We start from the raw sequence: 14,880 nt of genomic DNA on the forward strand, positions 1-14,880 counted from the left end.
GGGTGTCAACTCGACGAAAAGCGTGTCGAGTTGACACCCCTGACCTGGCGCGGCCAACGATCAGCCACGACTCGTGACGGGACCCACCCCACCTAGAGTGTTCGCTAACTGCAGCTCGGCTTCGCCATCGCCAAAGCTGCTCGGCTTCGCCATCGCCTCGCCTCGGCTTCGCCATCGGTACTGCTCGCCTGCGGCTTCGCGCCCCGTCCTGGCCCTAGTCCCGCCAGATCCCTGCTCCATTGACCCGCCCCGCCTTTGCCCTGCCCTCGCCTCGCTCCGCCGCGCTGGACCATGCTCCGGTCCGCTCCAGCCCCGCCCCTTGCGCTGGCCCCCGCTCCGCCCACCCTGCCGCCGTCCTGCCTTGCGCTGAAAAGGGAGGAGCCCCCGGCGGGGGGACCGGGGGCTCCGAGGGGTGGGGATGTGGTCTGGGGCTAGATGTCCAGCGTCCAGGCGTCGATCAGGCCCGTGTCCTGCTTGAAGGTGTCGCGGACTCGGAGTTGCCAGGTGCCGTTGGCGTCCTCGGTGCTGACGTTGACCGGGTAGATGGCGTTGATGTCGTCGGCGCTGTCGCTGCCGTTGGCCACCTTCAGGAGCTTCACGGTGCCTGAGGGGGCGATCAGGGCCACTTCCAGGTCGCCTCGGTAGGTGTGCTTGATGGCTACCTTCACGGAGCCGGTGGCGCTGGCCTTGCCGTTGCAGTCGGCGATGGTGATGGAGCTGGTGATGGCGCCGCCGTCGGGGATGGCCGTGTCGGTGTCGTTGGTGGCCGCCGGGCACTGGCCCGGGGGGTTGCCCGGGGCCGTGCCGGTGATGTGCAGGAGCTTGTTCGGGGAGCCGGTGCCCGGGCTGGTGACCACGTCAGAGGTGGCGTTGTCCACCAGGGCGTCGCGGACCTGCTGTGGCGTGGCGGTTGGGGAGGAGCCCAGGTAGACGGCCGCTGCGCCCACCACGTGCGGGGTGGCCATCGAGGTGCCGCTGATGGTGTTGGTGGCGTTGTCGTCGGTGAGCCAGGCGCTGGTGATGTCGCGGCCCGGGGCGAAGATGTCCAGGCAGGTGCCCAGGTTCGAGAACGAGGAGCGGGCGTCGGTTCGGTCGGTTGAGCCGACGGTGATGGCTTCCGGCGTGCGGGCCGGGGAGGTGTTGCAGGCGTTGCCGCCGTTGTCGTTGCCCGCTGCGAGGCCGTAGGTGACGCCTGCTGCGATGGAGCGCTTCACGGCGTCGTCGACGGTTTGGTTCGCGCCGCCGCCGAGGGACATGTTGGCCACTGCGGGCTTGCGGGACGGGTTGGTCTGGACGTCGTTGGTGACCCAGTCGATGCCCGCGATCACGCCTGCGAAGGTGCCGGAGCCGCTGCAGTTGAGGACTCGGACGGCTACCAGTTTCACGTCCTTGGCGACGCCGTACTTCGTGCCGCCCACGGTGCCCGCGACGTGGGTTCCGTGGCCGTTGCAGTCGGTGGCGTCGTTGTCGTTGTCGACCGTGTCGGTGCCGGAGACGGCTCGGCCGCCGAAGTCGCTGTGGGTGAGGCGGACGCCCGTGTCGATGATGTAGGCGGTGACGCCCGCGCCCCGGTTCGGGTAGGTGTAGCTGTTGTCCAGGGGGAGCGCGCGCTGGTCGATCCGGTCCAGGCCCCAGGACGGAGTCGGGGTCTGCGTTTCGGAGATCCTCACCTCGCCGTCCTGCTCGACGTAGGCGACGGACGGGTCGGCTGCCAGGCGCTTGGCCTGGGTTTCGGACATCTGCGCGGAGAAACCGCGCAAAGCGGACTTGTAGGTGTGCTTCACCTTGGCGTTGTACTTAGCGCTGAGGTCCGCGGTGCTGGTCGTGCTGAAGTCCTTCAGGACGACGATGTAGTTGTCCTTGACTGCGTTCGACGCACCGAGGTTGCGAATCTCCCCCTCGGGCGCAGCGGTGGCGGAGACGGACGACAGGACGAGCGTCGTGCTCGCCACCAGTCCGATTCCGGCCGCTCGTCTGGCCCACGATTCTCCCATAGCAGCATGCTCCCTCGTCGCAGGGTTGTGCAGGTGAGAGTTTTCTTAGTGGCGCGGACGGATTACGCACAAGAAGGTCCACGGATTTACCATCGAATGGCGATTCCACAGTTTTGCGTGCCCTGTGAATTAGTTGGTGCCGCTGAGCTATGGACAAAACAATTGCGCCCCGAACGGTTACCCGTCCGGGGCGCAAGGTTTCGCCTATATTGCCGAGCGTCTCAATCGCCTCGGCGTACTGCTCCCAGGATCTGCTGCTCGATGGGCGTGGTGTACAGGCGCAGGTGCGCCCACATGTCCTGGCCCATCGCGATGACCTGGTCGTCCTTCAGCTGGGTCAGCTGCTGGAACATCTGCGGGCGCAGGCGCCACATCTGACCGGCCAGCTGTGCCTGGCCCATCGGGAGGCGTTGCAGCAGCACGAGGTCCGCGTTGTTCGCCGTCGACGAGGCCTGCGGGTGCAGGTACGGCAGCACGTACATCGTGGTCTGCCACGGCGCACGCGGCGGGAACAGCTCCTGCGGGACGTGGCCGCCGTCGTGGATCACCAGCAGCGGCATGTCCTCGGTCGGCCTCGGCAGGTCGGCCGGGGACAGACGGCGCAGCTGCACCAACTGGGACGGGCGGCCGTCCGGGCCCTGGCCCGCCGCGCGGACGACGGGCTGCCAGGCCTGCGGGCGGCCCGTGGCGATGATGATCCACGCGCCGGTGGCCATGGCCCTCAGCGCGATCTGGCGGGCCAGGTACAGGCCGCCCACGCACACCATGCGGGTCGGGGTGGGGCGCAGCACGGACACCGACAGGGCCTCGCCCTTGGGGCCCTGACCGAGCATCATGCCGCCGCGGTCGCCGCTCGGGCTGACCACGTCGAGCATGTTCGGCGACACCAGGAACTCCGGTGCCACCGCGCCGCGGCCGCGCGAGTCGAGCAGACGGGACGAGCTCATGCCACACCTCCCAGCGGCAGCGTCGCGGCCAGGCCGGCGAGCTGCATGCCCCGCAACGGGGTCAGCGTGATGTCCAGCTTGTCGCTCAGCTTCGACAGCTGGTCCTCCGCACGGTCGAGCTCGCTCGGCGTGCGGGCGCTCACCCGCACCAGGCCGCGCAGCGAGACCTGACCGTCCTCACGGGACGGTGAGATCGACATCGCCAGCGTCGACGAGAGAGCGCGCACACCGGTGAGGGCGTTCAGGTTTCCCTTGAGACCCTTCGACGGCCAGCCGGTGATCGCGTAGCTCGCGTGACCGACGCCGCCCGCGGTGACGCCCGACCACTTCTCCCGCAGCGACACGGGGTTCGTGTTGCCGACGGCCGCGGTGAGCTCGGCCGACGAGATCGCGGCACGCAGCAGCTCGTCCGAGTCGAGCGGGCGGATCGTGACGCCAGCGGACTCCAAAGCGTTGCGGACACGGGACAACGCGCCGATCAACGCGCGGTGTGCGCCGACGACGCCGCCGCCGCGCTCCCTGATCGCCTCGCCGCAGCGGCGCGGGTCGAGCCGCACCGTGATCCACGTGGTGCGCCGGGCCGCGGCCGGCATCGAGCCGAGTACTTCCATGTACGAGCTGATCGCCGGCGAGTTCGGCGGAAGCGCCGCGCTGCCGGGGTAGCAGTGCCAGATCACGGTGATCGCGTCCAGCACGACACCGCGGTCCTCGAGGCACGGCGCCAGCGCGCCGAGCGGCAGCGACGGTGCCGAGCCGACCGGTGTGATCAGCGGCGGGGTCGGGTCGACCAGCAGCACCGCGGTCCACACGCCGTCGTGCCACGACAGCGCGAGCGGACGGCGTTCGTGGTCGACGCCCTTCGCGATCACCAGGTCCGGGATCGCGAGGCGCAGCAACGCGACGCGCGGGTCCTCCGGGCCGAGCACCTGCATCTCGTCGTCACCGGGCTTGGACTCCTGCGGCTCGACGCGCTTCGCGGTCCGGCTGTGCGAACGGAAGTTGTAGCGCAGCCGCACACCGATCCACTGGGTCAGCCAACGACCACGCGATCGGGTGAACGCCAGGATCAGTGCGATGAACAGCACACCGCCGGCGATCGACACCGAGACGACGTTGAGAGCGCCGCCGGAGGTCTTCACGCCCATCAGGGTGAGAACGAGGAGTGCGATGGCGAGACCGATCTCGATCGTGACTACGTTCGAGACGGGCAAAGAGCCGAGGCTGACTCCGGCAGCTCTGCGCCGGACACGCCCGACGGGACGTGGCGGCACAGGTGCCTGCTGGCCAGGACCCCCGGGTCCCTGCGGCCGTGCCATCCCTGGGTTCGGCCGGGGCGGATGTGGAGTGGTCACGGACATCCGTTGTGGTCTCTTTCCCCTCGATGGTCGGTGGGCTTGGCGAACCGGCCCACGGAGCAACCTGCGTCCGGCTATCCTGCCGAACCGTACCGCGACTGGGAGAGCAGCGAGCCGAGAATGGCATCAACACCCACCACCAAGTCACAGGTCCAGGCCTACCAATTCGTCCTGCGGCGGATGCAGTCCGCTCTGGTCCGCAGAGACGCAGTGATGCTGCATGACCCCATGCGCAACCACTCGCGCGCGACAGCTGTGGGTGTGGTCCTGGGCATCGTCGGTCTGCTCGGCTTCCTGGTGTTCGGGCTGTTCAAGCCGGCACCGCGGCTGGACGAGAACACGCAGATCGCCATCAGCAAGGAGACCGGCCAGGTCTACGTGGTCGACAACTCGCCGAAGCGGCTGATCCCGATGACGAACCTGGCATCGGCACGGCTGCTCTGGTACTCCCGCAACAACCCCGACCAGCAGGCCGGTGGCGGCGACGCGCCGGGCGGCACGGCGAACAGCGGGCAGAGCCAGGTGGCGGGCGGCGAGCCGAAACTGGTGAGCGAGTCCACACTGGCGACGCTCCCGCGCGGCAGGCTCACCGGTCTGCCGGACGCGCCGGACGTGCTGCCGAAGCCGAACCTCCGCATCGACGCGCAGTGGTCGGTCTGCGACACCCTCGAGCTGGACAAGTTCCGCGAGGACCAGGCGGCGGACAACCAGATCAAGACCTCCGTGATCGCGGGTGTCAGCGGTGGCAACGCCGAACTGGGCGAGGAAGCCGTGCTGGTGCAGCAGCGCACGGGCGCCAAGAAGGCGTACCTGATCTACAAGAAGCCGCAGCTGCTCAAGGACATCTCGTCGTCGACGGTGCGCGCCGAGGTGGACCTGAAGAACGACAAGGCGCTCAACGCCCTGAAGCTGAAGGGCAAGACCCCGCGCGCGATCAGCACGGCGTTGCTGAACGCGATTCCCGAGGTCGCCCCGCTGGGCGCGCCGGTCATCCCGAACCAGGGCAAGAAGGCGACCTACGTCACCGAGGCGAACGTCAACATCGGTGAGCTGGTGGAGATCGAGCGCAGCGCCGGGACCGAGCAGATGGTGGCGCTGGAGGACGGCTTCCAGACCGTCGACGAGACCGTCGGCGACCTGCTGCGCTGGGCGTACTCGAACAACAAGCAGGCGATCAAGCTGTCGCCGAGCGCCGTCGCGGACCACAAGGACCCGTCGAAGCCGTTGAAGCTCGACTCGTTCCCGCAGAAGATCCCGACCACGCTCGAGGCGAACGCGAACAACACGGTCGTGTGTCTTGGCTGGAAGGCCGACAACTACGCCGCCAGCAACGCTTCCGAGCACACCTCGGTGACGATCGGCTCCAAGCTGCCCGGCCCGACGGAGATGACTCCGGTCGAGCTGAACGCGGCCGGTGCCGGTGGCGAGATCATCGACCAGTTCCTGATGCTGCCGGGCAAGCAGGCCGTCGTGCGCGCGAGCCAGGGCGTCGGCGACTACGGCACGGGGCCGATGCAGATCGTCACGGGACGCGGTGTCCGCTACGGCATCCCGGACACCGGTACCGCAGGGGCGCTCGGGCTGGAGGGCAACTTCCCGCCGGCTCCGAACCAGATCCTGAGCCTGTTGCCGATGGGGCCGCAGCTCAACAAGAACGAGGCCAACCGCAGCTTCGACGCGATCACGCCGGCTCAGAAGGGTCAGATCAAGGACCCGCAGCAGCAGGCCCAGAAGTAGCGGAACCGTTCCGGGTGCATCACCGTCGTATTTGGACGGAATGCACCCGGAACGTTTTTAGGGGGACAGCAGTGGCCGGTCGGATTTCCGTCGATCCCGCGTGGTTGGAGCAGTACGCCGACCGGATCGACGGCACGACGGACGATCTGAGGCGCGTGCGCGACGCCATGAAGGGGTCCCCGCTGCGCCCCGAGTCGTTCGGCGAGATCGGCAGAACGCTCGGCAGCGCCCAGGGTTACGCGCGTGCGGCGGAGCTGCTCAACTCCCAGCTCGCCCGCGCCTGCGACACGCTCGACGCGGCCGCGAAGGGCCTGCACGCCGTGGCGAAGCAGCACGGGCACCACGAGGACGAGGCCCTGCAGGCCATCAAGAAGGTCGAACGGAGGTAGGGGGAGCTGTGGTGACCAAGAACGGCAGGCAGATCGCGGCCGAGGTCGGTCCCGAGCTCGACTACCTCTCGCGGGTGAGCCGCAAGCTCGGTGTCGTCGACCTCGTGCACGACTTCTTCGACCCGCTGGTGGGCGACTGGAACGACCTGCGCGAGGAAGCCGAACGCTGGCGCAAGGCCGCGAAGGTGTCCGAGGCGGTCAACAAGCACGTCGCGGCACCGCTCGGCGGCGTCGACGCGCGGTGGCAGGGCAAGGACGCGGACGCGTTCCTCGACCACATGCGCAAGGTGGGTCTCGCGGGCGGCGACATGTCCGACGCGATGAACGCCATGGCGGACGCGCTGGAGGAGACCGCCGACGCCGTGCGCGACATCGTGCAGGACATGGCGCACGTGCTCGCCGACACCGCCGACTCGGTGTCCGGCACGGCCTCGCTGCCCGTGGAGGGCGACCAGCGCGCGATCAAGCACATCGAGGAGCTCAAGGACCCGGTCCGCGAGCTGCACGAGTCCGCGCGGCAGGTGCTGGAGGCGTTTCTCAAGCTGTGCGACGGGGTTTCCGGTGAGGCCGGCAAGTTCGGCTCCGTGCAGATGGAGCACAAGTACCCGGACAAGGACTGGACCTACACCGCGCCCGCCAAGCCGGAGGCGAAGCCGCTGGAACCGGGCAAGCCCGCTGACACCGGCACTTCCACCGCGGGCAAGGGAGGCGGCGGAACCCCGTCGACCGGCGGTGGTGGCGGAGGCGTCGGCGGCGGGGTCGGTTCGGTGGGTGCTCCCGCCGCTGCCGCAACCCAGCAGCCGATGCAGTTCGGGGGCGCCACAGGCGTTTCTGAGCAGCCTCCGCCCTCCGAGAAGGGTGCTGGGGCCGCTCCGGCCGCCGCGGCCGCTGGTGGACGTCCTGGGGCCCCGCAAGGCGGTGCCGGGATGATGGGCGGCGGCATGATGGGCGGGATGATGGGCGGCGCCGGCGCCGGCGGTCAGCAGGGTGGCGACAAGGAGCACAAGGCGAAGATGCGCCTCACCGGCTCGATCGACGACCTGCTCGGCAAGCCGAAGAAGGCGGCGCCGAAGACGATCGGCGAGGACGACTGACAAGTGTGACGGACAGCTCGGCCCGCGGGCCGGCCTGAGCAACGAGAACGGCCCCGCTGATGACTCCAGCGGGGCCGTTCTCGTTGGTACCTAGGCTTGTTTGCGCTTGCGGTTCGTCGAGTTCCGCACGAACAGCGTCAGCATCAGCAGCGCACCACCGAGCCCGATGCCCGACAGCGCCACGATGATCGGCGGCCAGTCGATGCCGGGCGGCGGCGTGACGGAGGTGTTCATCTCCTTCGGCTCCGGCTTCTCGAACCCCTTCGCCTCGGCGGGCAGCACGGCGGTCAGCGCGGCCACCGGGTTGATCATGCCGAAGCCGACCTTGTTGTCCTTTCCGGACACGTTGCCGGGGTTCAGTGCCGTCGCCTTGAGGCGGTCCATCACCTGACGCGCGGACAGGGTCGGGAACCTCTCGCGCACCAGCGCGGTGATGCCCGCGACGTACGGCGAGGCGAAGCTGGTGCCCTTGATGTCCGTCGTGCCCTGCGCGGTCACGTTGGCGTTCGTCAGGCCGGTGCCCTTGGGGTCGACGGAGATGATCTCCTCACCCGGCGCGGCGATGCTGACCCACGGACCCCACACGCTGAACGACGACACCGCGCCGGAGCGGGCGATCGACGCCACCGAGAGCACGTCGTCGGCGAACCACGCCGGCGACGAGATCGAGTTGACGTTGTTCGGGTCCAGGTTGTCGTTCTGCTTGGGACAGCCGGTGCCCTGGTCGCTGAGGTTGCCGGCCGCCGTCACGATCACGACGTTCTTGACGTCCACCGCGTACTTGATCGCGGCCTGCAGCTTCTGGTCGTCCGAGCTGAAACCCTTGGGAGTGCCGCAGTTCGTCAGCGAGATGTTGATGACCTGGGCGCCCGCGTCGGCCGCGCGCACGATGGCCATGGCCAGGGTGCTCACCTTGCCGGCCGACGAACGGTTCTCGGTCTGGCTCTTGAACTCGAATCGGTCGCTGGTCTGGCGGATCGCGAGGATCGTCGCTTCCGGTGCGGCACCGATGAAGTCGCCCTCGGTCTTGGCCGCCGCGGCGACACCCGCCACCTCGGTGCCGTGGCCGTCGCAGTCGTCCGTGCCGTTCTTGTTGCCGTCGACGTACTCGCCGCCGCCCTTGACCCGGTTGCCGAAGCGCGGGTTGCGGGGGTCGACACCGGTGTCGATGATCGCGATCGTGACGCCCTTGCCCTTGGCGAACCGGTGGGCCTGGTCCAGGGCCAGGCTGACCTGGCCCCAGGGCATCTGCTTGATCAGTTCGCTCTTGGTGTCGGACTCCACGCACCCCTTGTTGGTGCGCGTGTAGGTGACGTCGGGCTTGCCCTCGTCCTTCGGCGGGCCCACGCCCGCCGGCAGGTCCGGCGGAACCGAGTTCGGTTTGACCGCGGCCGACGACGACGATGACGACGGCTGGGCGGAGGCGTGCGGCAACGCCCCCGTCAGCAGCAGCAGTCCGGCGGTCGCTGCCGCCGTGGTGCGCTTCATCCCGGTCCTCATGCCGCCCCGATCAGACCCCGGAACACGGCGTACAGGTCCATGACCGCGAGCGCCAGCGGCACCACGGAGGCGATGAGGATCGCCTCGATGACGTCGACGGTGCGGCGCAACGGCGGCGAGAACTTCGCGCCGGGGAACACGACACCGAGCACGAGCGCGGCCGCGCCGAGGATCAGCAACGTGCCGAACACGAACACGATGCGGTTGAACTCGGTGGAGCCGATCATCCAGCCGAGCAGGATGCCCGCGCTCGCGAACATGCCGGTGGACAGCAGTGCCACGGCCTGCGCGCCGTTCGCGTACGCACGGCCGCGCATCATCAGCACGATCGCGACGGCGACACCGTAGATCGGGCCCCAGATCGTGTTGGCGCCCGCGGCCACGATCGCGGCCAGCGCGGCCACCACACCCGTGCCGATGATCATGCCGGTCAGGTACTCGTGTGCGACGGCGGTGCGGCGTTCGATGACGGCGAACTCCGGGAAACCGCTGTCCTCCTTGAGGTCCTCGGCGTTCGTCGGCACGGTGGGCGGCGGGATCTTGGCCAGCTGCAGCGTGAGCCTCGGCAGCATCGACAGCGCGGCGAGCGCCACGGCACCGGTCGCGGCGGCCACTCCGGCGAGCGGGTGGTCGACGAACGTGGCGACGAGGAACGCGAGGGCCACCAGCGTGCCGGCGGTCGCCGCGGCGATGAACACCGTGATGCCCTGGCCGATCAGCAGGATGCCGCCCCACGCGAAGATCATCAGCAGTGCGGACGCCAGCAGCATCTTCGGGTTGAAGTTGACCCCGGGCACGGCGTGGAAGCCGGCCACGAACGCCATCGGCAGCGAACCGCACGCGGCGATCAGCACACCCGTCGACACTGCTTTGTACGCACGCGCGATGGTCGCGCCCGTGGCCAGTGCGGCGATCGCCGTGACACCCGCGGCGATGGCGGCGGCGAGACCGCTGCCCTTGCCCGCCACTGTCACCGGGCCGGACAGGAACAACGCCACCGCGGAGGCGATCAACGCGAGCGCGCCCGCGATGTGACCGAACTTCTGCGCGGTTTCCTTGGTCCACGGCCGGAACGAGTCCGGATCGGACTCCGCGATCGCGTCCACCACGTCGTCGTACAGCGGCGGCGGCGGGTTCTCGTTGCGGCGCCGCAACTGCAGCAGCTCACCGTCGACGACGCCGAGCGACGCGAGCGTGCGCGCCGGGTCGAGCGGGCTGTCGCCGAGCTTCGCGAGGCACCAGCCGCCGTGCCGGACGCCACCGTCCGGAGTGGCCTCTCTCGCCATGTCCAACAGCATCGGCAGGAGATCGGCCACCGCCACGTCGGCAGGCAGCGCGACGTCGATACGCGTTCGAGGTGCCACCACCGTGACACGGCTGAACACCGTCGTACCGGTCGCCACCAGGGCCCCCTAAGTCAGATCAGCACTTGTTCAAATCTTGAGCCCGACCCTATTGGTCCACTCGGACGCTCGCCGGGCGGCCCTAGTATGGCCGCACCGACGCCTCCTGCACGTGTCGTTTGCGGAACACGTTCGACTGGGTTTTTTCTCGACCCACCTTCGCGGCTCGTTCAGATGCGCAATAGTGTCGGTTGCTACTGGTGGCGTAACGAGAGTCGAAGAGGTGCCTGTCAGTTGAGCACGCTGCAGTTCAAGCGAACGGCACGCCTTGCTGCTCCCCGGCCTCCGGGCGGTGAGGTCCACCTCGAACCGCCACCCGAGGTCCCCCGGATCATCCCGGGCAACATCATGATGAAGGCGATGCCGGTCGTGATGATCGTCGCATCCGTCGGCATGATGGGCATGATGCTCGTGCTCACGCCGAAGCAGCCGGCCGCGATGATCATGCCGGGCATGATGATGATCTCGACCATCGGCATGATGGCGGGCGGCATGGGCTCCGGCAAGGGGCAGAAGAAAGCCGAGATGAACGAGGACCGCAAGGACTACCTGCGGTACCTCGGCCAGATGCGCGACCGTGCGCGTGAGGCGGCGGACGAACAGCGCGCCGAACGCGAGTGGGTGCACCCGGACCCGCAGATGCTGTGGTCGCTCGCCACCACCCGCCGCATGTGGGAACGCCGTCAGAACGACCCGGACTTCTGCCACCTGCGCGCCGGCCGGGGCTCGCAGCGCCTCGCGACCCGCCTGGTGCCGCCGCAGACCGGTCCCGTCGAGGAGCTCGAGCCGATCGCGACGCTGGCGCTGCGCCGGTTCGTGCGCGCCCACTCGCTCGTGCCCGAACTGCCGATCTCCATCGCACTGCGCGGTTTCGCCGCGGTCGGCCTGCTCGGCGACATCGAGGACCGCCGCGACGTCGCGCGCGCCCTCATCGCCCAGCTCGTCACCTTCCACGCCCCGGACGACCTGCTGATCGCGGTCGTCAGCGCGGGCCGCACGAAGCAGCTGTGGGAGTGGGCGAAGTGGCTGCCGCACGCCCAGCACCCCACCGACATCGACGGCATCGGCCAGCGCCGCATGATGGCGAACTCGCTCGCCGAGATCGAGGCGATGCTGGACGAGAACCTGCGAGACCGGCAGCGGTTCACCCGCAACGCCCCGCCGCCGCCGGACCAGCCGCACATCGTGATCATCATCGACGACGGCGACATCAGCCGCGAAGAGATGATCATCCTGGAGGAGGGTCTGGTCGGCGTCACGCTGCTCGACCTCTCCGAGTGCCTCGGCAACCTGACGGCCCGCCGCGGCCTGCGCCTCGTCGTCGAGAACAACCAGCTGGGTGCTCGTTCCGCGAGCGGTGTCGAGTGGTTCGGCGCGCCGGACCGGCTGTCCGTCGTCGAGTCCGAGGCGTTGGCCCGCAGGCTCTCGCCGTACCGCATGGGTGCCGCCGGTGAGGCCGGTGGCGACTCGGGCGAGGACCCGTTGGCGATGACCAACAACCCGCCGCTGCTCGAGTTCATGGGCATCCCCGGCGACCCGATCACGTTCGACGTGCAGCAGGCGTGGCGGCCGAGGCCCAAGCGCGACCGCTACCGCATCCCGTTCGGCATCGGCGAGCACGGCCAGCAGGTCGAGCTCGACATCAAGGAAGCGGCAGAGGACGGCATGGGCCCGCACGGCCTGTGCATCGGCGCGACCGGTTCCGGTAAGTCGGAGTTCCTCCGCACCCTGGTGCTGGGTCTGCTGGCCTCGCACTCGTCGACCGCGCTCAACATGATTCTGGTCGACTTCAAGGGTGGTGCGACGTTCCTCGGTCTGGACAAGGCACCGCACGTCGCCGCGACGATCACCAACCTCGCCGGCGACCTCACCCTGGTCGACCGCATGAAGGACGCCATCGCCGGTGAGGTCTCGCGCCGGCAGGAGGTCCTCGCGAAGGGCAACTACAAGAACGTCTGGGACTACGAGAAGGCGCGCGAGAACGGCGCCCAGATCGACCCGCTGCCCGCCCTGTTCATCTGCATCGACGAGTTCTCCGAGATGCTGACGGCCAAGCCGGACTTCATCGACATCTTCCTCCAGATCGGTCGTGTCGGCCGGTCGCTGCAGATGCACATGCTCCTCGCGTCGCAGCGACTGGAAGAAGGCAAGCTGCGCGGTCTGGACACGTTCCTCTCGTACCGGATCGGTCTGAAGACGTTCAACGCGGCCGAGTCGCGCGCGGCGATCGGTGTGCCGGACGCCTACGAGCTGCCGCCGATCCCGGGTTCGGGTTACCTCAGCGTGCAGGGCATGCCGCTGACCAGGTTCAAGGCGCTCTACGTCTCGGGCACCTACCGTCCGTCGGGCATGCAGTCCGCCGGCGAGTCGGTGGCCGTGCGCAGCGACAAGCGCCCGCGGTTCTTCGTTCCGGACTTCATCGAGATCCCGAAGGAGCCGGAGCGGCCGATCGAGCCGGTCAAGACCGAGGCTCCGAAGAAGGAGACCGAGGGCAACGAGCCGACCCAGCTCGAGCTCATCGTCGAGCGTCTCGTCGGCCAGGGCCCGCCCGCGCACGAGGTGTGGCTGCCGCCGCTCAACGAGCCGCCGACGATGGACACGATCCTGCCGCCGCTCGACGTGACGCCGGACCGCGGTCTCACCTCGCCGGGCTACCCGGCGAACGGGCAGCTGCAGATCCCGGTCGGCGTGGTCGACAAGCCGTTCGAGCAGCGCCGCGACCTGCTGTGGGCGGACTTCTCCGGTGCCGCCGGTCACGGCGCGGTCGTCGGTGGTCCGCAGTCGGGCAAGTCGACGCTGCTCAGGACCATGATCGCGTCGATGGCGCTGACGCACACCCCGGAGGAGGCGCAGTTCTACTGCATCGACCTCGGTGGTGGCACGCTCGCCTCGATGGAGGACATGCCGCACGTCGGTGGGTTCGCCGGTCGTCTCGACGTCGACAAGGTCCGCCGCATGGTGGCCGAGCTGCAGACCCTGATCACCGAACGCGAGCTGCGCTGGCGCGACCAGCGCATCGACTCGATGGTCGAGTTCCGCAACCGCAAGCGCCGCGGTGAGATCAAGGACGACAACTTCGGTGACGCGTTCCTGATCGTGGACGGCTGGATGAACTTCCGCCAGGAGTTCGAGATGGTCGAGCCGCAGGTCCAGGCGCTGGCCGCCCAGGGTCTGTCCTACGGCGTCCACGTGATCGTCGCCGCCAACCGGTGGGCGGAGATCCGGCCCGCGATGAAGGACCTCCTCGGCACCCGGTTCGAGCTGCGTCTCGGTGACCCGAGCGAGTCCGAGATCGACCGCAAGGTCGCGGTCAACGTCCCGCCCGGTCGTCCCGGCCGCGGTCTGACCGGTGACAAGCTGCACTTCCTCACCGGCCTGCCGCGCATCGACACCTCGCAGGACCCGACCACGATCTCCTCGGGTGTCCAGGACCTCAGCGCCAAGCTCACCCAGGCGTGGCAGGGTCCGCGTGCGCCCCAGGTCCGGATGCTGCCCGACCTGCTCGACTACGCGCAGTTCATGGCGCAGGTCCAGCAGCACAACCCGAACCGCGGCCACCTGGTCCCGGTCGGCGTCAACGAGGACGAGCTCGCGCCGGTCTACATGGACTTCGACGCGGACCCGCACTACTTCGCGCTGGCCGACGGCGAGTCGGGCAAGACGAACATGTTGCGCACGATCATCCGCGGCATCATGACCAGCTACACCTCGTCCGAGGCGCTGATCCTGCTCGCGGACTTCCGCCGCACGTTGCTCGGCTTCATCGACACCGACCACCTGCTGAGCTACGCGGTGTCGTCCACGCAGCTGACGCAGAACGTCCAGGAGGTCAAGGGCTCGCTGACCAAGCGCATGCCCGGCCCGGACGTGACGCAGGACCAGCTGCGGAACCGCTCCTGGTGGACCGGTCCCGAGGTGTTCATCATCGTGGACGACTACGACCTGGTGGCCCCGCAGGGTGGTGCGAACCCGCTGCAGCCGCTGGCCGAGTTCATCCCGCAGGCCAAGGACGTCGGTCTGCACATCATCCTGGCCCGCCGCATGGGTGGTGCGTCCCGCGCGATGTACGACCCGGTGATGGGCAAGCTGAAGGAGATCTCGGCGCCGATCTTCGTGGGTTCCGGTTCGAAGGAGGAGGGCAACATCGTCGGCAACCTCAAGCCGTCGCCGCAGCCTCCCGGCCGGGGCACGCTGGTGACCCGCAAGCACGGTCAGCAGCGCATCCAGTTCGCCTGGATCCAGCCGGACTAGTTTCCACGGCAACGTGAAAGGGCCCGCGGCAATCGCCGCGGGCCCTTTCCAGGTAGCAGGGGTTCTACCTGCTGCCCCCCATTTGTCCCCGGTTCGCCGGAGGTCCCCCAGGTCTTCTCCTGCCTCCGCCGAACCGGTTGACCAGGACTCTGCCGGACGTCGCTCACACGTCGCTCACGCCTCGATGACACCGGCTGACGCGGGACCTTC

General features: G+C 68.8%; 9 protein-coding genes. 4 read left to right on the forward strand and 5 right to left on the reverse strand.

Annotated features, from left to right (window positions below):
- Positions 1 to 431 precede the first annotated feature (431 nt).
- The 3 genes from AB0M24_RS40600 to eccE form a co-directional block, all read right to left on the reverse strand.
- The gene (locus AB0M24_RS40600; RefSeq protein ID WP_363779156.1) at positions 432 to 1,994 is read right to left on the reverse strand and encodes a S8 family serine peptidase; all 1,563 of its coding nucleotides are present in this window, start codon (positions 1,992 to 1,994) and stop codon (positions 432 to 434) included.
- 221 nt (positions 1,995 to 2,215) lie between these two features.
- Positions 2,216 to 2,941, reverse strand: coding sequence for a hypothetical protein (locus tag AB0M24_RS40605; protein ID WP_363779158.1), 726 nt, complete (start codon positions 2,939 to 2,941; stop codon positions 2,216 to 2,218).
- The gene (gene eccE / locus AB0M24_RS40610) at positions 2,938 to 4,299 is read right to left on the reverse strand and encodes a type VII secretion protein EccE (protein WP_363779160.1); all 1,362 of its coding nucleotides are present in this window, start codon (positions 4,297 to 4,299) and stop codon (positions 2,938 to 2,940) included. Before eccE ends, AB0M24_RS40605 begins: the two co-directional genes overlap by 4 nt.
- 117 nt (positions 4,300 to 4,416) lie before the next feature.
- Between eccE and eccB the strand changes: the two genes are divergently transcribed.
- The 3 genes from eccB to AB0M24_RS40625 all read left to right on the forward strand — a co-directional run bounded on the left by eccB (position 4,417) and on the right by AB0M24_RS40625 (position 7,516).
- Positions 4,417 to 6,033 carry a type VII secretion protein EccB gene (eccB, locus tag AB0M24_RS40615; RefSeq protein WP_363779162.1) on the forward strand — a complete coding sequence of 539 codons (1,617 nt, stop codon included), beginning with the start codon at positions 4,417 to 4,419 and terminating at the stop codon, positions 6,031 to 6,033.
- A 71-nt stretch (positions 6,034 to 6,104) separates the two neighbouring features.
- On the forward strand, positions 6,105 to 6,422 hold the full coding sequence (locus AB0M24_RS40620) for a hypothetical protein (protein WP_363779164.1): 318 nt from the start codon (positions 6,105 to 6,107) through the stop codon (positions 6,420 to 6,422).
- Between the two features lie 11 nt (positions 6,423 to 6,433).
- Positions 6,434 to 7,516, forward strand: a complete 1,083-nt coding sequence (locus tag AB0M24_RS40625; protein ID WP_363779166.1) for a WXG100 family type VII secretion target — start codon at positions 6,434 to 6,436, stop codon at positions 7,514 to 7,516.
- Between the two features lie 90 nt (positions 7,517 to 7,606).
- On the opposite strand, the gene mycP is transcribed toward AB0M24_RS40625, so the two are convergent.
- Entirely contained in the window at positions 7,607 to 9,004 is a 1,398-nt protein-coding gene (gene mycP / locus AB0M24_RS40630; RefSeq protein WP_363779168.1) for a type VII secretion-associated serine protease mycosin, read from the reverse strand.
- Positions 9,005 to 9,012: 8 nt separating this feature from the next.
- Entirely contained in the window at positions 9,013 to 10,419 is a 1,407-nt protein-coding gene (gene eccD, locus AB0M24_RS40635) for a type VII secretion integral membrane protein EccD (RefSeq protein ID WP_363779170.1), read from the reverse strand.
- 234 nt (positions 10,420 to 10,653) lie between these two features.
- On the opposite strand from eccD, the gene eccCa reads away from it, so the two are divergent.
- Positions 10,654 to 14,670, forward strand: a complete 4,017-nt coding sequence (gene eccCa, locus AB0M24_RS40640) for a type VII secretion protein EccCa (RefSeq protein ID WP_363779172.1) — start codon at positions 10,654 to 10,656, stop codon at positions 14,668 to 14,670.
- Positions 14,671 to 14,880 lie beyond the last annotated feature (210 nt).

The sequence above is a fragment of the Lentzea sp. NPDC051838 genome, assembly GCF_040681245.1.
Taxonomy (GTDB): Bacteria; Actinomycetota; Actinomycetes; order Mycobacteriales; family Pseudonocardiaceae; genus Lentzea.